Raw genomic sequence first — 26882 nt, 5'->3', positions numbered from 1 at the left:
GATGCAGGCGCTTTATTCGTCGCGGCCTTCCATCATGGTGCGCTTGAGCATCACATACAGCGCGCCGGTGCCGCCATGCCTGGCCTGGCAGGAAGCGAAGCCCAGCACCTGCGGATGCTGGCGCAGCCAGGTGTTGACGTGGCTCTTGATCATCGGCCGCTTGCCGTCCAGGCGCACGGCCTTGCCGTGGGTAACCCGCACACAGCGAATTTCGAACCTGGTGGCTTCGGCGAGGAACGCCCAGAGGGTTTCCCGGGCTTTCTCCACGGTCATGCCGTGCAGGTCGAGGCTGCCTTCGAAGGGGATCTGGCCGATCTTCAGCTTGCGCATCTGGCTGTCCTGGACCCCATCGCGGGCCCACATCAGCTCGTCTTCCGGACCCACGTCGATGACGAACTGGTCGGACAAGCCGTCCACCGTGGTGGTTTCGCTGCGTACGGTGGCAGCCTGGCGCAGCTTGGCGATCTGCGCCCGGTCGGTCTTGGGTTTGCCTGTTTCGGCACGGTCATGCTTGATCGGCTTGATGCCGCGCATTTCGTTCTTGAACAGGGAAAAGTCGTCGTCTTGCATGTCAGCCTCCGCGAAGGGCGGCTAGTTTACCCAAGTCGGTACGCCTTCAGGCGCGTAAATCGCGCCGTGGGCTGTCTCAGTCGTGTTTTTTCATCAGGTGCGGGGCCATGTTCAGCGCCAGCGGCTGTCGCATGCGCCGTCGGCAACGTCGCCACAGGCGCACGCCGGCATACAGCAGTACCAGGCCGATCAGCAGAACCACCGTCGAACCCAGCGGTTGGGCGTTGAGTTCGCCCAGCGCCGGCGCGCGTCCCAGCAGGCTGGCGATACCGGCCATGGCTAGCAGCACGCCGCAGGTCGCCAGCAATGCGGAGAATGCCGCTCCCAAGCGCAAGCGCCAGTTGCGCGGGCTCTTGGGCCGCAACCGGCGTGCGTCAAAACCATCGGATATCTTCATTCCGACCTTCCTCAGTGGGTATCGGCCCTTCGACCGGAAGTTGATCGGGTGGTTCCTGAGGCTCGGGTAATTGCTGCAAATGCGTGGCATTCATGGATGAGCGGCCCGCCAGCCGCTCACCGCAGGGCGGTCAGATCAGGCTTGCGGTCGAGGCCAGGGTGGCGAAGTTGTCGGCCATGATCGCCATTTCGGTCTGCTGGACGTGTGCAGCGCTGAGGATGCCGTCCTTGTAGGGCAGGTCGCGGGTGGCGCAGGCATCTTCCACCAGGGTGCAGCGAAAGCCCAGGTTCTTCGCCGCGCGGACGGTGGTGCTGACGCTGGAGTGGCTCATGAAACCGGCCACGATCAGGTCCAGGGAGCCCAGGTCCTGCAGGCGCTTTTCCAGTTCGGTGCCGTGGAAGGCGCTGGGCAGCAGCTTGCCGATGATGGTCTCGTCACCCTGGGGTTCGAGGCCGGGAATGAATTCGCCGCGTTCGCCCTGGGGGTCGAACAGGCCACCGACGGTGCCGAGGTGGCGGACATGCACGATGGGCCGGCCGGCTACCCGGGCGGCGCTCAGCAGCTGGCGGATGTTGGCCACTGCCGCGTCCATGCCGGACAGGGCCAGGGGGCCGCTGAGGTACTCTTTCTGGGCGTCGATGATCACAAGGGTCGCGTGGCTCAAATTGGCCGCCGCATAACCACGACCGCTGAGTTGAAACATCGTCTTTGGAACGGACATTCTGGGGCTCCTGTGAGTGGGGCGTTTGCGACATTGTCCTCTGGCGGAGCGCTTCTGTGAATCGCTACTAACGTAAGGGGCGCCGTTGCTGGCCTGCAGCCATGTCAAGGGCTATCGTCGAACGCCCTTCGAGAGGAGCCAGGGCGCTCGCCGGTCGATTGCGCGGCAATGGTTTTCACGCTTAGTCGGCAACGGCTTTGGCTGTTAGAATCGTCGGTCGTTTTGTCAGGAGTCTGTTCCGTGATCACTTCCCGTCTACGCACCTTGCGTGACCATATCCGCTGGGCTGTCAGCCGCTTTCATGGGGAGAATCTGTTCTTCGGCCATGGCACCGACAATGCCTGGGACGAGGCGCGCCAACTGGTACTGGGTGCCCTGCATCTGCCCTGGGAAATTGCCGATAGCTATCTGGACTGCGCGTTGGAAGACAACGAGCTGGTCCACTTGCAGCACTTGCTCAAGCGCCGCATCGAAGACCGGGTTCCCGTGGCCTACCTGCTGGGCGAGGCCTGGTTCTGCGGCCTGCCATTCATGGTCGACGAGCGTGTGCTGGTTCCCCGCTCGCCCATTGGCGAACTGATCGAGAAGCGCTTCGAGCCCTGGCTGGCCAACGAGCCGGCCCGCATCCTCGACCTGTGCACCGGCTCAGGCTGCATCGGCATCGCTTGTGCCTACGAGTTCCGTGATGCCGAGGTGGTGCTCGCGGACCTGTCCTTCGAGGCCCTGGAAGTGGCCAACCAGAACATCGAGCGCCACGGCGTCGAAGAGCGGGTCTTCACCGTGCAGGGCGATGGTTTCGATGGCCTGCCAGGCCAGCGCTTCGACCTGATCGTGTCCAACCCGCCCTATGTCGACGCCGAGGATTTCGCCGACATGCCCGAGGAATACCAGCACGAGCCCGAGCTGGGCCTGGCTTGTGGCGAAGATGGCCTGAACCTGGTGCGGCGCATGCTGGCCGAAGCGGCCGGGCACTTGACCGAAAAGGGCCTGCTGATCGTCGAGGTGGGCAACAGCCAGGTGCACGTCGAGGCGTTGTATCCGGAGGTGGATTTCGCCTGGCTGGACTTCGAGAACGGTGGCCATGGCGTGTTCATGCTCACCGCCGAACAATGCCGTCAGCACCAGGCGCTCTTCGCTTCTCGTCTCTGAAGGGGGCCGCCGGCCCGCGCAATGCGGGCCCTGGCGGCAAGGGGATGCGGCTCAGCGGTGAGTCGCGATCCAGATCAGCAACCCGGCCTGGAATACGGCGAAGGCCACCAGGCAGGTGATGGTGAAGCGCAAGCCGGCATCTTCACGCTTGTACTTGGTGACTTTCTCATCCTGCTTGCGCAGCTTGCCTTCCAGTTCCTCCAGGTTCTGCTCGGCCTGCTGGAGCATCTGCGCGGCTTCCAGTATCTCCACGAACTGCAGTTTCTCGGTGTTCCACTGGCTCAGCAGCTCACCGACCTGGACGTCCTTGACGCTGCCCTTGAGGTGCTGGGCATCGGCGTAGGCCACGTCGAAACCCTGCATGCGCAGCACATGGTCGCGGCGCAGGCGGGTGTCTTCATTCAGGGCGTCCTTGTTCGCCAGGTCGAAGCCGTCGACCCGGTAGTGCGGCCATTTCTTCTGTGCCCACTGTGCAGCCTGGGCCAGCAGGAAGCGGCCAATCCCACGATTCAAGGGTTCGATCTGCAGGCCGCCCTCGGGCTCGAAGCAAACCCGGCGAGTGTCGTGCTCGACCCACACATCCAGGTGGTTCTGTTCCTTGCGCACCCGTTGCCCGGGCAGGCTGACGTTCAGGCGCAGCAGGCTGTATTGCTTGTTGCTGCGCTCGGCGTAGCCGAACTCGATGAAACGCAGGGGACGTGAGCCGGTGGCGCGATCGGTTTGCAGGGGAGCCAGGCGCAGCATCTTGCGGTGCTCGACCTGGACGTCAGCCCAGGGGCGCGCTGCCGGCTCCGGGGCGACGGTTTCCTGCTCGGCGGCAGATGAATTCTGGGTATCAGTCATAACGGCAAGTCCTGTCCAATCGCTGTGCGCCGACAGCAATCGAACGGCCGGCAAAGGCTTATCGGCCGTTTTTTCCAGGACTGGAGGGTTAAAACAGGCTAACGGGTGTGAAGTCCGTCAATAAAGTCGGTGATGGCACTGCCCAGCTGTGCCGCCAGGGGCAGTTGCGGGTCCTTGTAGGAGGCCAGCTGGCGCTGCAGGTCGTTGGGCACGATGCGCATTACATGGTTCATGCCCTCGATCAGCGCCAGCCGGGCATCGGGTTTGGCGGCCTTGAGCACCTTGGCATCATCGACGCTGACCTGGATGTCGTTGCTGCCCTGGACGATCAGCGCCGGCATCTTCAGGCGGGCGAACGCAGCGGCCGGATCATCGCGGAACAGCGTGATCAGGTAAGGCTGCACGCTGGGACGGAAGATCACCTGCAAGGCCGCGGGCACATCGCTGTCGACCTTGCCGGCCTTGAGACTGTCCAGCAGTTCGTTGGCCCGCACCATCAAGCCCGGGGGCAGGCGGTAGCTCAATTGCTGGCGCAGGACCTGGTCTACCGGCCGGGCGGTGCCGGCGATGGAGATCACCCCGGCGGCATCCACTTGCGGCGCGGCGAGGCTGGCGATCAGCGCCCCCTCGCTGTGGCCCAGTACCACCAATTGGCCCAGGCGCGGGTCGGCCTTGAGCTTGTTGCCCCAGGCGACGGCGTCGGCCACGTAGGCCTCCAGGGTCAGGTTGCGTTCGTCCGGGGTGGCGGCGAGGCTGGCGGCCACCCCGCGCTTGTCATAGCGCACGCTGGCGATGTTGTGCCGGGCCAGCACCCAGGCCAGGCGCTTGAGGTTGTCATTGCGCCCGCCGTCGGGGTTGTTGCCGTCGCGATCGGTAGGGCCGGAGCCGGAGATGATCAGCACGACCGGCACGGGCTGCGCGGATTTGGGCAGCAGCAGCGTGCCGTACAGCTCGCCATGGCCGGTATCCAGGCTGATGGGACGTTGCAGGACGGTGGCCTGGGCCAGGCCGGTGAACAGGAACAGACTCAGCAGAAGAACTCGCAGCATCATCACGCCATCATGGAAAAGGTGCCCGTTGGACTCGGGCAAGGGTCGAAGGTTCGAGGATGAACTACTTGGGTAGCCTGCGTATACTGCCGTGCTGCCGGGAGCTGTTGCCGTGGGTCGATGGAGGATCGACAAACCGTAACGGGACCTGGTCCAGATTGAGTCATTCCCGCTGATTTCACGGAGCGCCCCGCATGTCCGGCAATACCTACGGCAAGCTGTTCACTGTCACCACCGCCGGCGAAAGCCATGGCCCGGCGTTGGTCGCCATTGTCGACGGCTGCCCGCCGGGCCTCGAGCTGTCCCTGCAAGACCTGCAGCGCGACCTGGACCGGCGCAAGCCCGGCACCAGCCGCCACACCACCCAGCGCCAGGAGCCCGACGAGGTCGAGATCCTCTCCGGAGTCTTCGAGGGCAAGACCACCGGCTGCTCCATCGGCCTGCTGATCCGTAACACCGACCAGAAGTCCAAGGACTACTCGGCGATCAAGGATCTGTTCCGCCCGGCCCACGCCGACTACACCTACCACCACAAGTACGGCATTCGCGACTACCGTGGCGGTGGCCGCAGCTCGGCGCGGGAAACCGCCATGCGCGTGGCGGCCGGTGCCATCGCCAAGAAATACCTCGCCAGCCAGGGCATCGTGGTGCGGGGCTACATGAGCCAGCTGGGCCCGATCGAAATCCCGTTCAAGACCTGGGACTGCGTAGAGGACAACGCCTTCTTCAGCCCCGACCCGGACAAGGTGCCGGAGCTGGAGGCCTACATGGACCAACTGCGCCGTGACCAGGATTCCGTGGGCGCGAAGATCACGGTGGTCGCCGAAGGCGTGATGCCAGGGTTGGGCGAACCGATCTTCGATCGCCTGGATGCCGAACTGGCCCATGCGCTGATGAGCATCAACGCCGTCAAGGGCGTGGAAATCGGCGCCGGTTTCGCCTCGGTGTCCCAGCGTGGCACGGAACACCGGGACGAGCTGACGCCGGAAGGTTTCCTCAGCAACAACGCCGGCGGCATCCTCGGTGGCATCTCCTCGGGCCAGCCGATCATTGCCCACCTGGCCCTCAAGCCGACCTCCAGCATCACCACTGCGGGGCGCTCCATCGATGTCGACGGCAACCCGGTGGACGTGATCACCAAGGGGCGCCACGACCCATGCGTGGGCATCCGCGCCACGCCGATCGCCGAGGCGATGATGGCCATCGTGCTGATGGACCATCTGCTGCGTCATCGCGGCCAGAACGCCGACGTGCGCGTCGGCACTCCGGTCCTGGGCCAGCGTTGATGCCGGCGCTGCCGGTCGCCACGGTCGAATGACCGTGGCGACATTGCCGTACTGGCGGCTTTCCAGCTTCTACCTGTTCTATTTCGCGCTACTGGGTTCGACCGCGCCGTTCCTGGCGCTGTACTTCGACCACCTGGGGTTTTCCAGCGCGCGGATCGGCGAGCTGGTGGCCATCCCCATGCTCATGCGGTGCGTGGCGCCGAACCTCTGGGGCTGGCTCGGCGACTACACCGGCCGGCGCCTGGCCATCGTGCGTTTCGGCGCGATCTGCACCCTGGGCTGTTTTTCCCTGATCTTCATCGACCAGAGCTACGCCTGGCTGGCGATGGTCATGGCCCTGCATGCCTTCTTCTGGCACGCGGTGCTGCCGCAGTTCGAGGTCATCACCCTGGCCCACTTGCAGGGGCAGGCCTCGCGCTATAGCCAGATCCGCCTCTGGGGCTCCATCGGCTTCATTCTCACGGTGGTGGCCCTGGGGCGCTTGTTCGAATGGCTGAGCCTGGATATCTACCCGGTCACCCTGGTGGTGATCATGGCGGGGATCGTCCTCAGCAGCCTGTGGGTGCCCAATGCCCAGCCGCCGGCCCAGGGCCAGCGGCTGGCGGGGGAGGGATTTCTCCGGCAGGTGCGGGCCCCCGGGGTGCTGGCCTTCTACTTGTGCGTGGCGCTCATGCAACTGAGCCACGGTCCTTACTACACCTTCCTGACCTTGCACCTGGAGCGCCTGGGCTACAGCCGTGGGCTGATTGGCATGCTCTGGGCCCTTGGGGTGGTGGCCGAGGTGCTGATGTTCCTGGCCATGAGCCGGATCCTGGCGCGGTTCTCCGTACGCCGGGTGCTGCTGGCCAGCTTCCTGCTGGCGGCCCTGCGCTGGTTGCTGCTGGGCAGCCTGGCGGAGTTCCTCTGGGTGCTGCTGTTGGCCCAGGTGCTGCACGCCGCGACCTTCGGCAGCTTCCACGCGGCCTCCATTCATTTCGTCCAGCGCAGCTTCGGGGCGCGCCAGCAAGGCCAGGGCCAGGCGTTGTACGCAGCCCTGGCGGGCACCGGTGGCGCTCTCGGAGCGCTCTACGCCGGCTACAGCTGGAACGCCCTGGGCGCGACATTGACCTTTAGTATTGCCAGCGTCGCAGCCCTGGCCGCAGCCGTTATCATTGCCACCCGCATGCAAGAGCAGAGGCCCTGAGCCTGTTTCTCGCACTGTTGCCTGTCGTGGCCTGCGACCCTGCCAAAGCTCCTTCGACGAAGGCGCCGGCGTTGTGTCCGAACGGCCCCACCAAACTCCAGGAGTCACCACTATGAGCAGCCTGTCCGTCTATCACGTCTCCAGCCCGGACCTGCCGAACAAGGTCCTGACCCATTTCGAGGATATCGCCGCCACCCTGGCCGAGCAGGGCATCGCCATCGAGCGCTGGCCGCACGCTACCCGGATCGAACCCGGCGCCAGCCAGGAGCAGGTCCTGGCCGCTTGCCAGGTCCAGCTCGACCCGCTGATGAGCCAGCGCGGCCATACCTCGCTGGAAGTGCTCAGCCGCAAGGGCAGCTATGCGGACATCGACGGCAGCTTGCCCGAGGAGCAGCGCTTGGATGACGACGCAGCGTTGCTGTTGCTGGCCGGGCGCGGGCTGCTCTACCTGCACATCGACGACTACGTGTATGGCCTGGTATGCGAACGGCATGAGCTGGTCTCGCTGCCGGCAGGCACCGCCCACTGGTTCGACATGGGCGAGCAGCCGGACCTGGTGGCCATCCGCTTGTTCGGCGGCAAGACCGCGACCCAAGCCGCCAAGATCACCGGTGACGCGATCGCCAGTGTTTTCCCACGCCTGGACGACTGACCTGGCAAATGCACTCGGGCCGGCGCCACGCAAGGTGGGGCCGGCCCGAGCAGCTGGATGGGCAGCGACTTACAGGGAGTGGTAAGTCGGCAGGGCGAAGCGGTTCTGGCTCTGCAGCAGGGAAATCTGTGGCAGCTCGCTGGCCTGCTCGGCCAGGTCGCGGCGGATGGCACTGATGACCCACGACAACTGGTCTGCGGCGTGCAATTGGGCGTAGGAAATCGAACGCTTGAACTCCTTGCCCTCGCTATTGCGCAGGGTGAGCAGGATGCCGCCATCGGGGCGCGCCAGGGTGGTCACTTCGAAGTTGGAGAACAGGGAGGAAAACTTTTCTTGGATCAGGCTCATGTCTATCAGCTCCGTTAGTTCTTGAAGGGCAAGCATGGAGTGATAGGTGCAGCGATTGTGCCAGTATTGGATTTTATAAAAATCCTTATATATCAATAGCTTATAAAATAATCTGAAAAAAGAATTCGTGCAAATTGCATGAATCGCCATCGTGCATCCTGCATTTTGCAGGTTGTGGCGGGGCAGGGCGCATGGTGGCCTTGATCATTGTGACCATCGGGCCGGCAAGAAAATTCAATGCCGATCCAAGGCCATGAAGTGCCATCAAAGGGCGGCGCTGGAGATACAAAACTTTGCAAAAACCCCGTGTACAGCTTCGCGAGGGCTGACGTATTTTCCAGCTCGTCAGCCCTTGCTGCGCTGGTCTTGCGCCAGCGCTGGACAGGGGCTTGCAGCGACATGGAATGTGTTGCGGCGCGGCCCTGGTGACCTCGCCAGAAGGATAATAAGAATATAGGACGCCCTTCATGAACGATCTGCGCATACCCTCGGCGGCGCTGCCTGCCGCACTCTCCCCGACTCATCCGTCGTTCCTTTCCAGCAGCTGCGGCCTGCGTCGCCTGCCGGTGCTCCGATCCCGAGTCGCCAATCCCGGTTGAGCCCAGCACGTCATCCGTTGCCAGCGCCCGGCCGGCCAGGTCCGGGCACAGACCTTTGTCGTCGAGCCGGAGCCACCATGAACAAGCAAAAGAGCGACATGATCACCTGGGGCATGATGCTGCGTAAGGTGCCGTCCATTGCCCGGGCGCTGCCTCGGGTGGTGCGCGGCATCAGGGCCGGGAACATCGAGAAGGCGGACCAGCCCTGCGGCCTGGGCTGGAGCTTCGAACAAGCGACCAGGCGCAATCCCCAGGGGCCGGCATTGCTGTATGGCAATCGGGTCCTGAGTTACAGCCAGGTCAACCAGTGGGCCAACCGCATCGCGGCCTACCTGCAGGAGCAGGGCATCGGCAAGGGCGATGTGCTGGCGGTCTTCATCGAAAACCGTCCGGAACTGCTGGTCACCGTACTGGCGGTGGCCAAGCTCGGCGGGATCTGCGCCATGGTCAACACCGCACAGACCCAGGGGGTGCTGGTGCATAGCCTGAACCTGGTCAAGCCGGTGGCGATCATGGTCGGCGCCGAGTTGCTGGCGGCCTATTCGGCGGTGCGCGACCAGGTCGGAATCGAGCCGCGGCGCACCTGGTACGTCGCCGACCAGGACACCCTGGCCGATCCCGGAGCCACCCCCGAAGGGCTGGTCAACCTGATGGCCGAGAGTGCCGGCTATCCGGGGGACAACCTGGCCCAGACCCAGCGCATCTTCCTCGATGACCCTTGCTTCTACATCTATACCTCCGGTACCACCGGCTTGCCCAAGGCAGGCATCTTCAAGCACGGGCGCTGGATGCGCACCAGTGCCGGCTTCGGCACTATCGCCCTGGATATGCAGCCTGAGGATGTGCTGTATTGCACCTTGCCGCTGTATCACGCGACCGGCTTGTGCGTGTGCTGGGGCTCGGCCATCACCGGGGCCTCGGGGTTCGCCATACGCCGCAAGTTCAGCGCCAGCCAGTTCTGGGACGATGCCCGGCGCTTCCAGGCGACCACCATAGGTTATGTCGGTGAGTTGTGCCGCTACCTGATCGACCAGCCGGGTTCGCCACGCGACAGCGACCACCAGGTTTTCAGGATGATCGGCAACGGCCTGCGCCCGGGGGTCTGGAGTGAATTCAAGCAGCGCTTCGGCGTCGGCCATATCTGCGAGCTATACGCCGCCAGCGACGGCAACATCGGCTTCAGCAACATTCTCAACTTCGACAACACCGTCGGGTTTTCCCTGATTCCCTGGGCCTTGGTGGAGTACGCCCATGACACCGGTGCGCCGCTGCGCAACAGCCAGGGGTTCATGCAGAAGGTGGCCAAGGGCGGCCAGGGCCTGCTGCTGGCGAAGATCGACGACAAGGCACCGCTGGATGGCTATACCGATCCGGAGAAGAACCTCAAGGTGATCCTCAGGGACGTGTTCGAGAAGGGCGACAGCTACTTCAATACCGGCGACCTGCTGCGTGATATCGGTTTTGGTCATGTGCAGTTCGTCGATCGCCTGGGCGATACCTTCCGCTGGAAGGGCGAGAACGTCTCCACCACCGAGGTCGAGAACATCCTGCTGGGGCACCCGCAGGTCGCCGAGGTGGTGGCCTACGGCGTGGAGATCCAAAACACCAATGGCCGTGCGGGGATGGTGGCGATCACCCCGGCGGAGTCCCTGGCGACCCTGGATTTCAGCGCGCTGTTGCAGTTCGCCCGGCAGCAACTGCCGGGCTATGCGGTGCCGCTGTTCCTGCGGATCAAGGTGAAGATGGATACCACCGGTACTTTCAAATACCAGAAGAGCCGCCTGAAAGAGCAGGCCTTCGATCTCGAACGCACCGGTGACGATCCGATCTATGCCTGGCTGCCGGGTTCGGACACCTATGTGCGCTTGACCCCGCAGATCTTCGCCGACATCCAGGGAGGGCGCCTGCGCTATTGATTGTGTCTATGGCGGTCCTTGGGAAAAAGAGGGTGACAGGCTGCGGCCGGCTTGGGGAAACTAGCGACTTTCCGATTTGCCGAACCTGGAGTTACCGATGACCGACAAAAGCCGCCAGATGACTGAAGACGAGGCCGCCCAGTTTGTCGAGCAGGTGTTCAACGTCGCCCGCCAGGGCGATGCCCAGATGCTCGACCGGCTGGCCGGTGGTGGCCTGCCGGTCAACCTGCGCAACCACAAGGGCGATACCCTGCTGATGCTGGCCGCGTATTACGGGCATGTGGAGGCGGTACAGGTGCTGCTCAAGCACAAGGCCGACCCCGAGATCCGCAACGACAACGGCCAGAGTCCGATCGCCGGGGCCGCCTTCAAGGGCGACCTGGCGGTGGTCAAGGCGCTGGTGGAGGGTGGTGCCCAGGTCGAGGGCGCCTCTTTCGACGGCCGTACTGCGCTGATGATGGCGGCGATGTTCAATCGCACCGAGATCGTCACCTACCTGATCAGCCAGGGCGCCGATCCCATGGTTCGCGATGCCAATGGCGTCAGTGCCCTGGAGGCGGCCCGGACCATGGGCGCGGCGGATACCACCGCGCAACTGGAACAGCTCCTGGCCTGAGGCGCGAGGGCGGCGAGGGCTTGGGCCCTCGTCGTTGCGGCAGGACCGACCGAGGACTTTAGGCTATCCTTCGCGCCCTCGAAATTTCCTTGCCTCCAGGATGCGCCCATGAAGACCGCCCTTATCGAACTCATCACCAGAATCAGCTCCGGCTGCATGGGCGACGCCGAGATCCAGCGGATCGCCGATGAAGCGAGCCAGGCCTATGCCGATCCCCAGGCGTTCCTGGCGGCCAACCCCGACATCAACTATGACGACAGCTTCCCCATCTGCCTGGGTGAATGGGTGGTGGTCGGCAGCCTGCCGGACACCGTGCTGTTCCAGGCCGATACCTACGTCGACCTGTTCAGCCAGATCGTCGCGTCCTTCGGCCAGGGCGTGTCGTTCAATATCAAGCCCAAGCAACTGGCCAAGACCGAAGCCTTGACCGCCCTGAACCGGATCCAGATCCAGATGGGCAGCATGAACCCGGAGAACGGCGGCTACGTGCTGGTGAACTTCAGCCAGTTGCTGGACGACGAACTGCAGATGGTCCTGGTCTACGGCCACGATGTGCCGCGGGTGCTGGAGCTGTGTGCCGAGGTGGGTATCGCCGCAGCCCCGGCCCTGGAGGCCCTGAAGGTTGCGGTGCACGTCTGATTCGCCAATGTCGTGCGATCTCACGGAACCCTGATGGTGGCCGGCTATCCTAGAAGGAAGCACACCATCATTAGGGAGCGACACCATGGGTTCCACCTTCAATGGCCTGGTCGGCCTGATCATCCTGGCCCTGGATATCTGGGCCATCATCAACGTCCTCAAGAGCGGCGCCGAGACGGGCATGAAGATCCTCTGGGTACTGCTGATCATTCTGCTGCCAGTGCTGGGGCTGATCATCTGGGCCATCGCCGGGCCCCGGGGGAATGTGCGCCTCTGACCGCCATCAGGTCGGGCGTCAGCAAGAGAGGGCCGCGAGGCCCTTTTTTGTGTGACTAAACATGCCTTGAACGAAATTTTCACAAACGCTCGAAGACAATTCGCCAGCGTTTTTTTCTCTGTCACTCCCTGCAATTCATTGCCCCAGAGCCGTTGGTAGGGCGGCGAATACGCCTGCCACTAAGCAATGGCAATGCCTCCAGTGATCGTGCAACATCTGCGCACCGCGTATTCCCCGTCGCCCCGGCGGCAACAAGAGGGCTGAACGCCGCTTCATCCTTGCAACTTAAACTTCCAATGGGTCCTAAAACGACATGGCAAACTCGGATGCCCTGAGCCAGCAGCGATCCCCGAATCGCTTGCTGCAACCGACCGTCAAATCCCATCTGGCCTACACGCTCCTCTGTGCGCTGGTCATGATGGTGATGTTCACCCTGCTGCGCGTTGCGCTGCTGGTCTACAACCGCGAGATGATCCTCGATACGCCGGCCTCGACCTTCCTCGAGGCGTTTGCCAATGGCTTGCGTTTCGACCTGCGACTGGTGGCCTACATCAGTGCGCCGCTGGTACTGGCGCTGTTCAGTGCCCGGGCCATGGCTGCCCGTGGGCTGCTGCGCTTCTGGCTGACGCTGACCTCCAGCATCGCGCTGTTCCTCGGCCTGATGGAGATGGACTTCTATCGCGAGTTCCACCAACGCCTCAATGGCCTGGTGTTCCAGTACGTCAAGGAAGACCCGAAGACCGTGATGAGCATGCTCTGGTACGGTTTCCCGGTAGTGCGCTACATCCTGGCCTGGGTCGTGGGCACCTGGATCCTGAGCCTGGCATTCAAGGGGGCCGATCGTGCCACCCGGCCCCGTGGGCCATTCACCGGCGGCAGCGTCGGGGCACGCCAGATCGCGCCCTGGTACGCGCGCCTGGCGGTGTTCGTGGTCTGCCTGGTGATTTGCGTGGTGGCCATTCGTGGCACCCTGCGCCAGGGACCGCCGATGCGCTGGGGTGACGTCTACACCACCGATTCCAACTTCGCCAACCAGCTGGGCCTCAACGGTACCCTGTCGCTGATCGAGGCGGCCAAGAGCCGGATGGGCGAGGATCGCAGCAATATCTGGAAGGCCACCTTGCCCCAGCCCGAGGCGCAGCAAGTGGTGCGCGACCTGCTGTTGATGCCGGACGACAAGCTGGTGGATGGCGATATCGCCGCGGTACGCCGTGACTACATGCCCCCGGCCGACAAGACCCTGCCGATCAAGAACGTGGTCGTGATCCTCATGGAGAGCATGGCCGGTCACTCGGTGGGCGCCCTGGGCGGCCCGGGTAACATCACTCCGTACCTGGACAAGCTGTCCCAGGAAGGCCTGTTGTTCGACCGCTTCTTCTCCAATGGCACCCATACCCACCAGGGCATGTTCGCCACCATGGCCTGCTTCCCCAACCTGCCGGGCTTCGAATACCTGATGCAGACCCCGGAAGGCAGCCACAAGCTGTCCGGCCTGCCGCAAGTATTGAGTGCGCGCAAGTATGACGATGTCTACGTCTACAACGGCGACTTCGCCTGGGACAACCAGTCGGGCTTCTTCAGCAATCAGGGCATGACCAACTTCGTCGGTCGCAACGACTTCGTCGATCCGGTGTTCTCCGATCCGACCTGGGGCGTGTCCGACCAGGATATGTTCGATCGTGGCCTGCAGGAGCTGAAGGCGCGGGAAAACGGCAAGCCGTTCTATGCCTTGCTGCAGACCCTGTCCAACCACACCCCGTACGCCTTGCCGACGCCACTGCCGGTGGAGAAAGTGACCGATCGTGGCAGCCTCAATGAACACCTGACGGCCATGCGCTACGCCGACTGGGCCCTGGGCCAGTTCTTCGAGAAGGCGCGCAAGGAGCCGTACTTCAAGCAAACCCTGTTCGTGATCGTGGGCGACCATGGTTTCGGCAACGAGCGCCAGATCACCGAAATGGACCTGGGTCGCTTCAACGTGCCGATGCTGATGATCGCCCCGGGTATCCAGGAGAAGTTCGGCCAGCGCAACCACACCGTGGGTACCCAGGTCGATATCGTGCCGACCATCATGGGGCGTCTGGGTGGCCAGGTGCGCCACCAGTGCTGGGGACGTGACCTGCTCAACCTGCCGGAAGGCGATACCGGCTTCGGCGTGATCAAGCCTTCGGGCAGCGAGCAGACCACGGCCATCGTGACGGCCGGACAGATCCTGGTGCTGCCGCGGGAGAAGGAAATGGCGCCGCGGATGTACCAGTACGAGCTGGGCGCCAACCCTCACGCGGAAATCGTCCCGGATGCCCCGCGGACCGACGAGTTGAAGCACAAGCTCGAAGCTTTCCTGCAAACCGCGACCAAGAGCCTGCTGGATAACACCGCAGGCGTGGTCAACGGCAAGCCGGACTGATCGCCATCGCACCCGGCCGGCTCGCCTTCGAGCGCCGGCCGGGTTGGCCAGGTCACCATGCACCCCTCTTGCAGGGGTGTTTTTTTGCCCGGCCCGAAGCTGCCGGAGCGGCTTGTGCCCTAGATCCTGCCGAGCAACAGCAACACCAGCAACACGACCAGCACCACGCCAATCACCCCCGAAGGGCCGTAGCCCCAGCTTCTGGAGTGGGGGAAGACCGGCAGGCCGCCAATCAGCAGCAGGATCAGGATGATGATCAGGATGGTGCCCATAGCGATGTCCTTTTAGGAAGTATTTGTCGAACGGCGAATGTTGCGTACCTGTCTTGCTCGCAACATGGGCCGCTTACTGTTTCGGACTCGTTGCCGGTGCACAAGATTCAAAGTTTTTCGCCGGCCAGCGCCGTCGCTCCCAAGGGCCGAACCGAGGCACGGGTTTGCCCGCGCCATTCAGCACCCTGATGGTGCATGGGGCGTGCCGGGGCCTTCGCTACACTGCGCTCATCTTTCCAGGACCTACAAGGCAACTGTTATGCACAATCGCATGATGATCACCGGCGCCGGCTCCGGCCTGGGGCGCGAAATCGCTTTGCGCTGGGCGCGCGAGGGCTGGCGGCTGGCCTTGTCCGATGTCAACGAGGCAGGTTTGCAAGAGACCCTGAAGCTGGTTCGCCAAGCCGGTGGCGATGGTTTCGTGCAGCGCTGCGATGTGCGCGACTACAGCCAACTGACCGCGTTCGCCCAGGCCTGCGAGCTCAAGTTCGGTGGCATCGATATCATCGTCAACAACGCCGGCGTGGCTTCCGGCGGCTTCTTCAGCGAGCTGTCCCTGGAGGACTGGGACTGGCAGATCGCGATCAACCTGATGGGCGTGGTCAAGGGCTGCAAGGCCTTCCTGCCGCTGCTGGAGCAGAGCAAGGGCAAGATCATCAACATCGCCTCCATGGCCGCGCTGATGCAGGGGCCGGCGATGAGCAACTACAACGTGGCCAAGGCTGGCGTGGTGGCGCTTTCGGAAAGCCTGCTGGTCGAGCTGGCGCAGCAGGAGATCGCCGTGCACGTGGTCTGCCCGTCGTTCTTCCAGACCAACCTGCTGGACTCCTTCCGTGGCCCGACCCCGGCCATGAAGGCCCAGGTGGGCAAGCTGCTGGAGAGCTCGCCAATCAGCGCGGTCGAGATCGCCGACTACATCCACCAGCAGGTGCAGGCCGGCCAGTTCATGATCCTGCCCCATGAGCAGGGGCGCCTGGCCTGGACCCTGAAGCAGCACAATCCCCAGGCGCTGTACGCCGAAATGACCCAGATGGCCGAGAAGATGCGCGCCAAGGTCAAGCAAGGCGCCAACTGAACTTGCCCGTCGGCCTGGGCCTGGTTAGGGTTGCCGGCATCTGGCAATCCTGACGAGACCTTGCATGCTCAACTACCTGTGGTTCTTTTTCGCCGCGCTGTTCGAAATCTTCGGCTGCTATGCCTTCTGGATGTGGTTGCGCCAGGGCAAGAGCGCCCTGTGGGTCATCCCCGCGCTGGTCAGCCTGACCCTGTTCGCCCTGTTGTTGACCAAGGTCGAGGCGGTTTACGCCGGGCGCGCCTATGCCGCCTATGGAGGCATCTACATCGTCGCGTCGATTGGCTGGCTGGCGGTGGTGGAGCGGGTCCGTCCCCTGGGTTCGGACTGGCTGGGGCTGGCGCTGTGCGTGATCGGCGCCAGCGTGATCCTGTTCGGGCCGCGCTTGAGCGCCTCTTGAAAAAACGCCCGGGGCAGGCCCGGGCGTCGTGTTCAGTCGAATAGTTCCTTGGGCACATCGTGCTTGAGCATCAACTGGCACTGCTCGCTGTCGGGGTCGAAGACGATCACCGCCTGACCCTTGCCCAGGGCTTGGCGGACCCGCAGGACCCGGGTTTCCAGCGGGGTTTCATCACCGTTGTCGGTGCCCTCGCGGGTGACGAAGTCTTCGATCAAGCGGGTCAGGGTGTCGACTTCAAGGCGGTCGTGGGGAATCAGCATGGGGGCCTCCGGCAAACAATCCCGGATGCTACTGCGCCAGGCCGGCACCCGCCAACCACGATCTGCACGAACCTGCCCGTCATGTTCAGGAGCGATTGCCCACCAGGCTGTCCACCGAAGGCACCCGGGTCTCGCTTTCCATCTGCGCATCATGCTCGAGCTGATGGCTGAAGCGGTCCAGGGAACCCTGGGCCGGTAGGGCGTCGCTGGCGAATACCGGTGGGCTGAGGATGTAGGCGCTCAGCAGCCGGGCCAGTGCGGCCAGGCTGTCGATATGGGTCCGTTCGTAGCCATGGGTGGCGTCGCAACCGAAGGCCAGCAGCGCGGTACGGATATCGTGGCCGGCGGTGACCGCCGAATGGGCATCGCTGAAGTAGTAGCGAAACAGGTCGCGCCGTACCGGCAACTCATGCTCCCCGGCCAGGCGCAGCAGGTGCCGGGACAGATGGTAGTCGTAGGGCCCGGCGGAGTCCTGCATGGCCACGCTGACCGCGTGCTCGCTGGAGTGCTGGCCCGGAGCGACCGGGGCGATGTCGATGCCGACAAACTCACTGACGTCCCAGGGCAGGGCTGCGGCGGCGCCGCTACCGGTTTCCTCGGTGATGGTGAACAGCGGGTGGCAGTCGATCGACAAGGGTTCGCCGCTGTCGACGATGGCCTTGAGGGCGGCCAGCAGGGCCGCGACCCCGGCCTTGTCATCCAGGTGCCGGGCGCTGATATGGCCGCTTTCGGTGAACTCCGGCAGGGGGTCGAATGCGACGAAATCCCCCACGCCGATGCCCAGTGATTCGCAGTCGGCACGGGTGGTGCAATAGGCGTCCAGGCGCAGCTCGATGTGGTCCCAACTGATGGGCAACTCGTCCACCGCGGTGTTGAAGGCATGCCCGGAGGCCATCAACGGCAGCACGCTGCCGCGCAGCACGCCGTTGTCGGTGAACAGGCTGACCCGGCTGCCCTCGGCGAAGCGGCTGGACCAGCAGCCCACCGGCGCCAGGGTCAGGCGGCCGTTGTCCTTCACCGCGCGGACGCTGGCGCCGATGGTGTCCAGGTGTGCCGAGACGGCCCGGTCGGGGCTGTTCTTCTGGCCCTTGAGGGTGGCGCGGATAGTGCCGCGCCGGGTCAGTTCGAAGGGAATGCCCAATTCTTCCAGGCGCTCGGCGACATAGCGCACGATGGTGTCGGTGAAACCGGTGGGGCTGGGAATGGCGAGCATTTCCAGGAGGACCTTCTGCAGGTAGGCGAGGTCCGGTTCGGCGATCTTGCGGGTCATGGAAACTCCTGATGAAAAAACGCCCAGCGATGGCTTCGTCCAAGACCTGCGGCATTCACTGGCGCCGCAGGCCCCAGGGGCTCAGGGGGTTGGTTGACTGAGGGGGAACAGCAGGTCGACAAAACGCTCGGCCGTCGGTTGCGGTTCGTGGTTGGCCAGCCCGGCACGCTCGTTGGCTTCGATGAACACGTATTCGGGCTGGTCCGCCGCCGGCACCAGCAGGTCCAGGCCGACCACCGGGATATCCAGGGCCCGGGCCGCGCGCACCGCGGCATCGGCCAGCTGCGGATGGAGGATGTCGGTGACGTCTTCCAGGGTGCCGCCGGTGTGCAGGTTGGCGGTACGCCGCACGCATAGCAGCTCGCCGGGCTCCAGCACGCTGTTGTAGTCGTAGCCGGCGGCATGCAGGGTGCGCTGGGTCTCGTGGTCCAGGGGGATGCGACTCTCGCCACCGGTGGCCGCTTGGCGCCGGCGGCTGCGGGCTTCGATCAACGCACCGATGGAGTGCTGACCATCGCCGATGATTTGTGCAGGGCGGCGGATGGCCGCGGCCACCACTTCGAAACCGATCACCAGGATGCGCAGGTCCAGGCCCTCGTGGAAGCTTTCCAGCAGGACCCGACTGTCGAACTTGCGAGCCTGGTCGATGGCCTGCTGCACCTCCTCGATACTGCGCAGGTCCACCGCTACCCCCTGGCCCTGCTCGCCGTCCAGGGGCTTGACCACCACCCGTCGATGCTCGTCGAGGAACTCCAGGTTGTCGTCGGCGTTACCCGCCAGGCGCTGGGCCGGCAGGTTCAGCCCGGCGCCCTTGAGCACCTTGTGGGTCAGGCTCTTGTCCTGGCACAGGCTCATGCTGATGGCGCTGGTCAGGTCGCTCAGGGATTCCCGGCAGCGTACCCGGCGCCCGCCGTGGCTGAGGGTGAACAGGCCGGCTGTGGCGTCGTCGACCTGGACGTCGATACCCCGGCGATGGGCTTCCTCGACGATGATCCGGGCATAGGGATTGAACTGCGCCTGGGGGCCGGGGCCAAGGAACAACGGCTGGTTGATGCCGTTCTTGCGCTTGATGGCGAAGGTCGAGAGGGTGCGAAAGCCCAGCTTGGCGTAGAGGTTCTTGGCCTGGCGGTTGTCGTGCAGCACGGACAAGTCGAGGTGGCTCAGGCCACGGCTCATGAAGTGTTCGATCAGGTGGCGCACCAACACCTCGCCAACGCCCGGTCGGCTGCAGTCCGGGTCCACGGCCAGGCACCACAGGCTGCTGCCGTGTTCCGGGTCCTGGTAGGCCTTGTAATGGTCCAGGCCCATGACGCTGCCGATCAGCGCGCCGCTGTCCTCGTCCTCGGCCAGCCAGTAGACCGGCCCGCCCTGGTGGCGTGGGGTCAGCAGCTCTGGATCGATGGGCAGCATGCCCCGGGCCAGGTACAGCTGGTTGATGGCCTGCCAGTCGGCGGCGCTTTGCGCACGCCGGATACGAAAGCCACGGAATACCCGGGTGGCCTGGCGGTAGTCGCTGAACCACAGGCGCAGCGTGTCGGAGGGGTCGAGGAACAGTTGCGCCGGCTCCAGCCCCAGCACCTGCTGGGGCGCGGCTACATACAGCGCGATGTCCCGCTCGCCGGGACGCTCGTTGAGCAGTTCCTCGGCCAGCCGGGCGGCGTCGGGGAAGGTATGGCCGATCAGCAGGCGGCCCCAACCGCAGTGCACGGCAACCGGGTCGTTGCCTGGCTCGCTGCCGTCTTCGGCAAAACGCGCCTGCAAGCGTTCGTAGGAGGGGGCCTGGCCCCGCAGAAGGCGTTGGCTGTAGGCCGTAGCATGGGCTTTCATCGGTCAGATTCCTTGTTCACTGAGCCACAGGTTCAACGCCGCCAGTTGCCACAGCTTGGAGCCGCGCAACGGCGTCAGCTGGCCCTGGGGATCGGTCAGCAGGCGGTCGAGCATCGTCGGATTGAACAGGCCGCGGTCCTGGCTCGGGTCCAGCAGCAGTTCGCGGACCCAATCCAGGGTCTTGCCCTCCAGGTGCTTGAGCCCCGGTACCGGGAAGTAGCCTTTCTTGCGATCGATGACCTCGCTGGGAATCACCAGCCGCGCGGCCTCCTTGAGTACCTGCTTGCCTCCATCGGGCAGCTTGAAGCGCGCGGGGACCCGGGCCGAGAGTTCCACCAGGCGGTAGTCGAGGAATGGCGTGCGGGCCTCCAGGCCCCAGGCCATGGTCATGTTGTCCACGCGCTTGACCGGGTCGTCCACCAGCATCACCGTGCTGTCCAGGCGCAGGGCCTTGTCCACGGCGGCCTCGGCCCCGGGCCGGGCAAAATGCTCGCGGACGAAATCACCGGCGGCATCGTTGGCCGTCAGCCACTGCGGTTGCACGGTGGCGGCATAGTCGTCGTAGCTGCGGTCGAAGAAGGCCGCGCGATAGGCGCCATAGGGATCATCGGCGCCGTCCACCTGCGGATACCAGTGGTAGCCGGCGAACAACTCGTCGGCCCCCTGGCCGCTCTGCACCACCTTGCAGTGCTTGGCCACTTCCCGGGACAGCAAATAGAAGGCGATGCAGTCGTGGCTGACCATCGGCTCGCTCATGGCGCGAAACGCAGCGGGCAACTGCTCGATGATCTCGTGCTCGGCGATGCGCAGTTGGTGATGGCGGGTGCCGTAGTGCCGGGCGATCAGGTCGGAATACTGGAACTCGTCGCCCCGTTCGCCGCCGGCATCCTGGAAACCGATGGAGAAGGTCGACAACTCGTCCACCCCGACTTCACGCAGCAGCCCCACCAGCAGACTCGAGTCGACGCCGCCAGACAGCAGCACGCCGACGTCCACCGCTGCACGTTGGCGGATGGCTACCGCTTCACGGGTGCTGTCCAGCACCCGGTCGCGCCAATCTTCCAGGGTCAACCGGGTTTCATCGGCGGCCGGGCCGTAGGCCAGGGTCCACCAGGTCTGCTGCTCGCTGCGGCCATCGGCCTCGATGCGCATCCAGGTAGCTGGCGGCAGTTTCTCGATGCCCGCCAGCAACGTCCTGGGGGCCGGGACCACGGCATGGAAGTTCAGGTAGTGGTTGAGGGCGACCGGATCGAGCAGCGGATCGATGTCGCCGCCCTTGAGCAGTGCCGGCAGGGTCGAGGCGAAACGCAGGCGCTGGCCGGTGCGCGACAGGTACAGGGGCTTGACCCCCAGGCGATCGCGGGCCAGGAACAGGCGCTTGCTGTCGCGCTCCCAGATGGCGAAGGCGAACATGCCGTTGAGCTTGGGCAGCAGCTCGGCGCCCCAGGCGTGGTAGCCCTTGAGCAGCACTTCGGTATCGCCCCCGGAATGAAAGGCATAACCCTTGGCTTCCAGTTCGGCGCGCAGCTCGGGGTAGTTGTAGATCGCGCCGTTGAAGGCCAGGGACAGGCCCAGCTGGTTGTCGACCATGGGCTGCGCCGAGCCGTCCGACAGGTCCATGATCTTCAGGCGCCGATGGCCCAGGGCGATCGGTCCCTGGCTGTGGAAGCCCCAGGCGTCGGGGCCGCGGGGGGCGAGGTGGTGGGTGATGCGTTCAACTGCCGCAAGGTCGGCAGGTTGGTGATCGAAACGTAGTTCTCCAGCTAATCCGCACATAAGTCCTTACCGGTTTTTTCCGTTGGGGAAGAGTCAATCCGTCGCCGCCAAAATGACGGCTACCAGGAAACTGACCTGTGCATAACTCGGGAGTTTTAGATCGATGGGTTATAATCAGCGGCTTCTGCTCAACCCCAGGGAAAAATCACTGGTGATGGCATGATCAAGCAACTGATGAGATTCGGTTTTCGGTCAAGCAACGCATTAGTCGGGGTTGGACGAGTTGTTCTGAGACGAGTCTCGGTTACGATTCTGGCCTGGGCGGAATGTGTTCATAGTCAGGCTAGTGCCGCTATTTATGACTCATGCTGAGTGCAGAGTTAAGCAGCACCTACGAGCGTGATCAGCCAGTTGGGACCAGGACCGGCACGTTCGCGAGAATGTTCAACCTATCGGTGACCTATGGCCCTGGAGTTTCATCAGTCGGGGTAGCTTGTGTCGAATCGATGATAAAGCAGCTATTTGTTAACTGAATTGGTGAATGAATGAGTTCAAAAGTTGGAATCAAACATATTCCGGCGCTAGATGGTGTGCGTGGGGTGGCTATCCTTCTCGTTATGTTTTTTCATTTGAAGATCCCAGGTTTTTCGCTCGGTTGGTCTGGGGTCCCTCTTTTTTTTGTGCTGTCTGGCTTTCTGATTACGAGGATCTTGATCAATAGTCGTGATGTAAGCCTTTTAGAGTACTTGCGTGTGTTCTATCTTAAGCGCACATTGCGAATATTTCCTTTGTTCTATGCTTATATTTTCATTAACTTTATCTTTCTGTTAGTACTTAGTCGTCCAACTGAAGGGTATGCGTGGTACCTGGTGTATTTACAGAATTATCAAATTGGCAGACAACTTTTTGAAGCAGGTAATATTCCGGGAATGGTGGCTCATACATGGTCGCTTGCCGTGGAAGAGCAGTTTTACCTGATATGGCCATTTGTAATTTATTTTGTCGGACGTAGGAGCCTTGCCTGGCTCTGTGCTCTTTTGATCGTGGTTGCACCCATTTCCAGGTATTTGATCGTTGCCATGTTCGACAATGTATACATGGCAAACGTAACACTGCTCAGTTGCCTGGACATGATGGCCTACGGTGCGCTCATCGCCTTTTTCAACATCGGTCATTTTGGTGCGCGAATCGTGTATTCTCTTTTTGTCGTCGGCTGTGCCCTGTTGATGTATTCCATAAGTAAACTAGGGCTCGAAGCCTTCTGGAATCCACAGGACTGGGTGCGTTGCGCACCATACATGTTTACCGCACTTGCTTTTGTTTTCGGGCTACCGGTTTGGCTTCTCGCCAATGGCAAGGGAAAGTTGCTTGCCAAGCTCATGGAGTTTCGGGTTTTTGCGTTTACCGGGAAAATCAGCTACGGCTTGTACGTCTGGCACTTTGTCTTGTTCATTGTCATGGAGAAGGCAGCGTTGAAGTATCCCGGCATCCTATCCTATCCGGTCATGGTGCTATGCTCGTTGATACTGGCTTACATTGTTTCAATAGCCTCTTATTACCTGTTTGAAGTTCATTTTCTACGGCTTAAAGACAAATTTTCTCAACCAGCAACAGTGTCCAGCTTGCCCGATGCGGCCCGCTAGTTCCGCAAGTGGAGCCGCTGGCGGCAGCGGCCCCGCGGATTGGCTCAGGCCTTGCCGCGAATCAGCCGGCGCAGGGCGAAGCGGTTCGGATGGCAGGCCTCGGCCACGCTCCTGGGCAGTGGCAGGGGTTCGTCTTCCAGCCAAGCGGCCAGCAGTTCCCCGGATAACGGTGCGGTGATCAAGCCGCGCGAGCCATGGCCGCTATTGATGTACAAGCCTTCGAGCCAGGGGCAGGGCAGGTCCGGTACTTGGCGGGCGTCCTTGCCCAGGGCGGCATAGGTGCATGCGAAGGCAGCGCGGTCCGCCAGCGGGCCGACGATGGGCAGGTAGTCCGGGCTGGTGCAGCGAAAGGCCGCACGGCCTTGCAGCTCTTCCAGCGGCAGGTGCTCGGCGTCCAGGCGTTGCAGCAGATCGTTGGAGATCTCCCGCAGCATCTCCAGGTTGCCCGCATGCTCGGCGGTGGTCGGGGCCAGGTCCTGGTTGTGGAAGTCGAAGCTGGCGCCCAGGGTGTGTTCCCCCAGCCGGGGTGGGGCGACATAGCCTTCGGCGCAGACCACCGTGGCCAGGGCCTGGCTGCGTGCCGTTTGCGGCAGGCGGGTGATCTGCCCACGGATGCGCTTGAGGGGCAACTCGGCGCTGGCGGGAAACTGCTTGATCTCGGCCGCGCCGGCGAGGATCACCACGGCGGCGCTGGCCAGTAGCTGCTCGCCGTCCCAAGCCTGCCATTGTTGGTCGACCCGGCGCAGTTCCAGCACCTGCCGATGGGCCAGGACCTGGATACCTGCATGCGCGGCTTGCCATTGGCACAGCGCCGGCGGATGGACCCAGCCTCCTTCGGGGAAGAACAATCCGCCGTATTCCAGGCCAATGCCGGCCCGGGCCTGGGCTTGCTCGCGGTCCAGGATGTGCAGCAAGTCGTGGGCAAAGGCCGCGGCCAGTTGCGCCTGGCGTTCGGCTTCCTTGGCGTTGAACGCCAGTTGCAGGACGCCGCAGCCGTCCCAGTCCAGGCCTCGTTGCAGGTGTTCGAGCTGGCGGCGGGTGTAGCCGAAGCCGCTGAGGATCATCTGCGACAACGCCGTGCCGTGGGCCGACAACTTGAGGTAGAGCACGCCCTGGGGATTGCCCGAGGCTTCCTGGGCCAGTTGCCCATGGCGTTCGAGCAGTCGTACCTGCCAGCCACGGGCAGCCAGGCTGGCGGCACTGGAGCAGCCAGCCAGGCCGCCGCCGATCACCAGGGCGCTCTTGTCTTGTCGTGGTGGGCGGGCGAACCAGGGCTTGGCTGCGGCCGGAGCGGGAGTTCCTTCGGGCCAGCCGAGGAACTCGCCGCGCAGCACTTCCCATTTGCGGCCGATGCCCGGGGTGCGCTTCATCTTGAAGCCCGCGGCGTTCAACAGGCGCCGCACCCAGCCGGTGCTGGTGAAGGTGCTGATGCTTGCGCCCGGTGCAGCCAGGCGGGCCAGTTCGGCGAACAGCTCGGCGGTCCACATCTCGGGGTTCTTCGCCGGGGCAAAACCGTCGAGGAACCAGGCGTCCACCTGGGCGTCCAGTTGCGGCAGTTGCTCCAGGGCATCGCCGATCAACAGGGTCAGGATGACCCGGCCCTGGTCCAGGACCAGGCGCTGGAAACCACCGTGGATCGCCTGGTACTGCACCAAGAGCGGCTGCGCCAGGTCGGCCAGCTCCGGCCACAGGCCCAGGGCCCGTTGCAGGTCGGCGTGGTTCAGGGGGTACTTTTCGACGCTGACGAAATGCAGGCGCGCGCCGGCCGGCGCTTGTTGCCGGAACAGTTGCCAGGCGCAGAGGAAGTTCAGCCCGGTGCCGAAGCCGGTCTCGCCGATGACGAAGCGCTGGCCGGCGGCCAGGGCGGCGAAGCGTTCCCCCAGGCGGTTCTGTTCGATGAAGACGTGGCGGGTTTCATCCAGTCCCGAGTCGCTGGAGAAATACACATCGTCGAAGACCCGCGAGCGCGGGCGTCCTTGGTCGTCCCAGTCGAGCTGGGCGTAGGGCAGTTCTGCTGTCATGTTCGGCTCATGTGGCGCAAGGCGGCCATTCTAGCCGATCACTGGGTCGGCGCTTGATCCATGGCAAGCCGTTGGCGCTTCTGGATTTGTTTTCCCTGGCCGAGGTCCATCCGCTAGTCTTGGAAAATTCTTGGAAGGGAGCCACCCATGTTCGAATCCGCTGAAATCGGTCACGCCATCGACAAGGAAACCTACGACGCCGAAGTGCCGGCCCTGCGTGAAGCCTTGCTCGAGGCGCAGTTCGAGTTGCGTCAGAAGGCCGGATTCCCGGTGATCGTGCTGATCAATGGCGTGGAAGGGGCGGGCAAGGGCGAGACGGTCAAGCTGCTCAACGAATGGATGGACCCGCGCCTGATCGAGGTGCGCACCTTCGACCAGCAGACCGACGAGGAGCTGTCGCGGCCACCGGCCTGGCGCTATTGGCGCATGCTCCCGGCCAAGGGGCGCATGGGGGTGTTTTTCGGCAACTGGTACAGCCAGATGCTCCAGGGGCGGGTGCATGGGCAGATCAAGGACCCGCGCCTGGACCAGGCGATCAATGCTGCCGAGCGCCTGGAGAAGATGCTTTGCGATGAGGGCGCGCTGATCTTCAAGTTCTGGTTCCACCTGTCCAAGAAGCAGATGAAGGCCCGGCTCAAGGCCCTGCAGGACGATCCGCTGCACAGCTGGCGCATCAGCCCGCTGGACTGGCAGCAATCGGAGACCTACGACAAGTTCGTCAAGTACGGCGAGCGAGTGTTGCGCCGCACCAGCCGCGACTACGCGCCCTGGCATGTGATCGAAGGCGTGGACCCGCATTACCGCAGCCTTACCGTGGGCCGAATCCTGCTCGAGGGCTTGCAGAGCGCCCTGGCTCGCAAGCCGCTCAAGCCGGCCCAGGTCAACGCCGCGCCGTTGCCGCCGGCGGTGGACCAGCTGAGCCTGCTGGACAGCCTGGACATGACCCAGCACCTGGACAAGGACGACTACGAGGAGCAACTGATCACCGAGCAGGCGCGCCTGGCCGGCCTGTTGCGTGACAAGCGCATGCGCAAGCACGCCCTGGTGGCGGTGTTCGAGGGCAACGATGCGGCGGGCAAGGGCGGCGCCATCCGCCGGGTGGCGGCGGCGCTGGACCCACGCCAATACAGCATCGTGCCGATCGCCGCGCCGTCCGAAGACGAGCGCGCGCAGCCCTACCTCTGGCGTTTCTGGCGGCAGATCCCGGCCCGGGGCAAGTTCACCATCTTCGACCGTTCCTGGTACGGCCGGGTGCTGGTGGAGCGGGTCGAGGGCTTCTGTAGCCCGGCCGACTGGCTGCGGGCCTACAGCGAGATCAACGACTTCGAGGAGCAGTTGGCCGATGCCCGGGTGATCGTGGTGAAGTTCTGGCTGGCCATCGACAAGGACACCCAGCTGGAGCGTTTCCAGGAGCGCGAAGAGATCCCCTTCAAACGCTTCAAGATCACCGAGGACGACTGGCGCAACCGCGACAAGTGGGACGACTACCGTACTGCGGTGGGCGACATGGTCGACCGTACCAGTACCGAAGTGGCGCCCTGGACCCTGGTGGAGGCCAACGACAAGCGCTGGGCCCGGGTCAAGGTCCTGCGCACCATCAACCGGACCCTGGAAGAGGCGTTCGAGCGCAGCGACCGGCACGACAAGAAACACAAGAAGTAGGCCGATGGCCACGCATACGGCCAATGAATGATCGTCGCGGCCGGTTGGCCGCGGATCTATGCTCGACGCTCTTGAGCTGGCAACAAC

Annotated in this window: 26 protein-coding genes; 13 read left to right on the top strand and 13 right to left on the bottom strand. The window is 63.7% G+C overall.

Annotated elements, in window-relative coordinates; genetic code table 11:
- Positions 1 to 12: 12 nt before the first annotated feature.
- From CAG11_RS14105 to CAG11_RS14095, 3 genes are all read right to left on the bottom strand, one after another.
- On the bottom strand, positions 13 to 570 hold the full coding sequence (locus CAG11_RS14105; protein ID WP_022640161.1) for a Smr/MutS family protein: 558 nt from the start codon (positions 568 to 570) through the stop codon (positions 13 to 15).
- 76 nt (positions 571 to 646) lie between these two features.
- Positions 647 to 967: a hypothetical protein gene (locus CAG11_RS14100; protein ID WP_053133259.1), complete on the bottom strand. Its 321-nt coding sequence runs from the start codon at positions 965 to 967 to the stop codon at positions 647 to 649.
- 130 nt (positions 968 to 1097) lie between these two features.
- The gene (locus tag CAG11_RS14095; protein WP_085596811.1) at positions 1098 to 1688 is read right to left on the bottom strand and encodes a cysteine hydrolase family protein; all 591 of its coding nucleotides are present in this window, start codon (positions 1686 to 1688) and stop codon (positions 1098 to 1100) included.
- Between the two features lie 240 nt (positions 1689 to 1928).
- Here CAG11_RS14095 and prmB point away from each other — a divergent pair, with 240 nt between their 5' ends.
- A complete protein-coding gene (gene prmB, locus CAG11_RS14090) occupies positions 1929 to 2837 on the top strand; it encodes a 50S ribosomal protein L3 N(5)-glutamine methyltransferase (protein WP_022640158.1) in 909 nt (302 codons plus the stop codon).
- A 51-nt stretch (positions 2838 to 2888) separates the two neighbouring features.
- On the opposite strand, the gene CAG11_RS14085 is transcribed toward prmB, so the two are convergent.
- Complete coding sequence (locus tag CAG11_RS14085; RefSeq protein WP_085596810.1) at positions 2889 to 3680, bottom strand: hypothetical protein; 792 nt, start codon at positions 3678 to 3680, stop codon at positions 2889 to 2891.
- Between the two features lie 98 nt (positions 3681 to 3778).
- The gene (locus tag CAG11_RS14080) at positions 3779 to 4732 is read right to left on the bottom strand and encodes an alpha/beta hydrolase (RefSeq protein ID WP_085596809.1); all 954 of its coding nucleotides are present in this window, start codon (positions 4730 to 4732) and stop codon (positions 3779 to 3781) included.
- A 191-nt stretch (positions 4733 to 4923) separates the two neighbouring features.
- Between CAG11_RS14080 and aroC the strand changes: the two genes are divergently transcribed.
- The 3 genes from aroC (at position 4924) to CAG11_RS14065 (ending at position 7850) form a co-directional block, all read left to right on the top strand.
- Positions 4924 to 6015, top strand: a complete 1092-nt coding sequence (gene aroC, locus CAG11_RS14075) for a chorismate synthase (protein ID WP_022640155.1) — start codon at positions 4924 to 4926, stop codon at positions 6013 to 6015.
- Between the two features lie 28 nt (positions 6016 to 6043).
- A complete protein-coding gene (locus CAG11_RS14070; RefSeq protein ID WP_177409119.1) occupies positions 6044 to 7198 on the top strand; it encodes an MFS transporter in 1155 nt (384 codons plus the stop codon).
- Positions 7199 to 7310: 112 nt separating this feature from the next.
- Positions 7311 to 7850 carry an acireductone dioxygenase gene (locus CAG11_RS14065; protein ID WP_085596808.1) on the top strand — a complete coding sequence of 180 codons (540 nt, stop codon included), beginning with the start codon at positions 7311 to 7313 and terminating at the stop codon, positions 7848 to 7850.
- A gap of 69 nt (positions 7851 to 7919) precedes the next feature.
- Here the strand turns inward: CAG11_RS14065 and CAG11_RS14060 are convergent, their stop codons facing one another.
- Together CAG11_RS14060 and CAG11_RS33180 are read right to left on the bottom strand one after the other, a co-directional pair.
- Entirely contained in the window at positions 7920 to 8198 is a 279-nt protein-coding gene (locus CAG11_RS14060) for a DUF3509 domain-containing protein (RefSeq protein WP_022640152.1), read from the bottom strand.
- A gap of 92 nt (positions 8199 to 8290) precedes the next feature.
- Positions 8291 to 8599 (bottom strand): hypothetical protein, encoded by a 309-nt coding sequence (locus CAG11_RS33180; RefSeq protein ID WP_143494577.1) that lies wholly within the window; start codon positions 8597 to 8599, stop codon positions 8291 to 8293.
- Between the two features lie 275 nt (positions 8600 to 8874).
- Between CAG11_RS33180 and CAG11_RS14055 the strand changes: the two genes are divergently transcribed.
- From CAG11_RS14055 to CAG11_RS14035, 5 genes are all read left to right on the top strand, one after another.
- A complete protein-coding gene (locus CAG11_RS14055; RefSeq protein ID WP_085596807.1) occupies positions 8875 to 10713 on the top strand; it encodes a long-chain-acyl-CoA synthetase in 1839 nt (612 codons plus the stop codon).
- 97 nt (positions 10714 to 10810) lie between these two features.
- Positions 10811 to 11329, top strand: coding sequence for an ankyrin repeat domain-containing protein (locus tag CAG11_RS14050; protein ID WP_085596806.1), 519 nt, complete (start codon positions 10811 to 10813; stop codon positions 11327 to 11329).
- 108 nt (positions 11330 to 11437) lie between these two features.
- Positions 11438 to 11968, top strand: a complete 531-nt coding sequence (locus tag CAG11_RS14045) for a hypothetical protein (protein ID WP_085596805.1) — start codon at positions 11438 to 11440, stop codon at positions 11966 to 11968.
- 85 nt (positions 11969 to 12053) lie between these two features.
- Complete coding sequence (locus tag CAG11_RS14040; RefSeq protein WP_011062611.1) at positions 12054 to 12245, top strand: PLDc N-terminal domain-containing protein; 192 nt, start codon at positions 12054 to 12056, stop codon at positions 12243 to 12245.
- A 313-nt stretch (positions 12246 to 12558) separates the two neighbouring features.
- Positions 12559 to 14652: an LTA synthase family protein gene (locus CAG11_RS14035; protein ID WP_085596804.1), complete on the top strand. Its 2094-nt coding sequence runs from the start codon at positions 12559 to 12561 to the stop codon at positions 14650 to 14652.
- Positions 14653 to 14771: 119 nt separating this feature from the next.
- Here the strand turns inward: CAG11_RS14035 and CAG11_RS14030 are convergent, their stop codons facing one another.
- Positions 14772 to 14930, bottom strand: coding sequence for a DUF3309 family protein (locus tag CAG11_RS14030; protein WP_172681654.1), 159 nt, complete (start codon positions 14928 to 14930; stop codon positions 14772 to 14774).
- Between the two features lie 253 nt (positions 14931 to 15183).
- Between CAG11_RS14030 and CAG11_RS14025 the strand changes: the two genes are divergently transcribed.
- Positions 15184 to 15999 (top strand): SDR family oxidoreductase, encoded by an 816-nt coding sequence (locus CAG11_RS14025; RefSeq protein ID WP_085596803.1) that lies wholly within the window; start codon positions 15184 to 15186, stop codon positions 15997 to 15999.
- A 64-nt stretch (positions 16000 to 16063) separates the two neighbouring features.
- Entirely contained in the window at positions 16064 to 16396 is a 333-nt protein-coding gene (locus CAG11_RS14020) for a YnfA family protein (RefSeq protein WP_053133239.1), read from the top strand.
- 32 nt (positions 16397 to 16428) lie between these two features.
- On the opposite strand, the gene CAG11_RS14015 is transcribed toward CAG11_RS14020, so the two are convergent.
- The 4 genes from CAG11_RS14015 to CAG11_RS14000 form a co-directional block, all read right to left on the bottom strand.
- Positions 16429 to 16656, bottom strand: coding sequence for a YheU family protein (locus tag CAG11_RS14015; protein WP_022640145.1), 228 nt, complete (start codon positions 16654 to 16656; stop codon positions 16429 to 16431).
- A gap of 85 nt (positions 16657 to 16741) precedes the next feature.
- Positions 16742 to 17926, bottom strand: a complete 1185-nt coding sequence (locus CAG11_RS14010; protein ID WP_022640144.1) for an osmoprotectant NAGGN system M42 family peptidase — start codon at positions 17924 to 17926, stop codon at positions 16742 to 16744.
- 81 nt (positions 17927 to 18007) lie between these two features.
- Positions 18008 to 19753, bottom strand: coding sequence for an N-acetylglutaminylglutamine synthetase (ngg, locus tag CAG11_RS14005; protein WP_085596802.1), 1746 nt, complete (start codon positions 19751 to 19753; stop codon positions 18008 to 18010).
- 3 nt (positions 19754 to 19756) lie between these two features.
- On the bottom strand, positions 19757 to 21529 hold the full coding sequence (locus CAG11_RS14000) for an N-acetylglutaminylglutamine amidotransferase (protein ID WP_085596801.1): 1773 nt from the start codon (positions 21527 to 21529) through the stop codon (positions 19757 to 19759).
- Between the two features lie 485 nt (positions 21530 to 22014).
- Here CAG11_RS14000 and CAG11_RS13995 point away from each other — a divergent pair, with 485 nt between their 5' ends.
- A complete protein-coding gene (locus CAG11_RS13995) occupies positions 22015 to 23112 on the top strand; it encodes an acyltransferase (RefSeq protein WP_085596800.1) in 1098 nt (365 codons plus the stop codon).
- Positions 23113 to 23156: 44 nt separating this feature from the next.
- Here CAG11_RS13995 and mnmC read toward each other — a convergent pair whose 3' ends face one another.
- Positions 23157 to 25133, bottom strand: coding sequence for a bifunctional tRNA (5-methylaminomethyl-2-thiouridine)(34)-methyltransferase MnmD/FAD-dependent 5-carboxymethylaminomethyl-2-thiouridine(34) oxidoreductase MnmC (gene mnmC, locus CAG11_RS13990; RefSeq protein ID WP_085596799.1), 1977 nt, complete (start codon positions 25131 to 25133; stop codon positions 23157 to 23159).
- 147 nt (positions 25134 to 25280) lie between these two features.
- Here mnmC and pap point away from each other — a divergent pair, with 147 nt between their 5' ends.
- Positions 25281 to 26795, top strand: coding sequence for a polyphosphate:AMP phosphotransferase (gene pap, locus CAG11_RS13985; RefSeq protein WP_085596798.1), 1515 nt, complete (start codon positions 25281 to 25283; stop codon positions 26793 to 26795).
- Positions 26796 to 26882 lie beyond the last annotated feature (87 nt).

Source organism: Pseudomonas sp. B6(2017) (genome assembly GCF_002112765.1).
GTDB classification, from domain to species: Bacteria; Pseudomonadota; Gammaproteobacteria; order Pseudomonadales; family Pseudomonadaceae; genus Aquipseudomonas; species Aquipseudomonas piscis.
The sequence above is the reverse complement of the archived record's forward strand: the minus strand, read 5'-3'. Positions and strand labels throughout refer to the sequence as shown.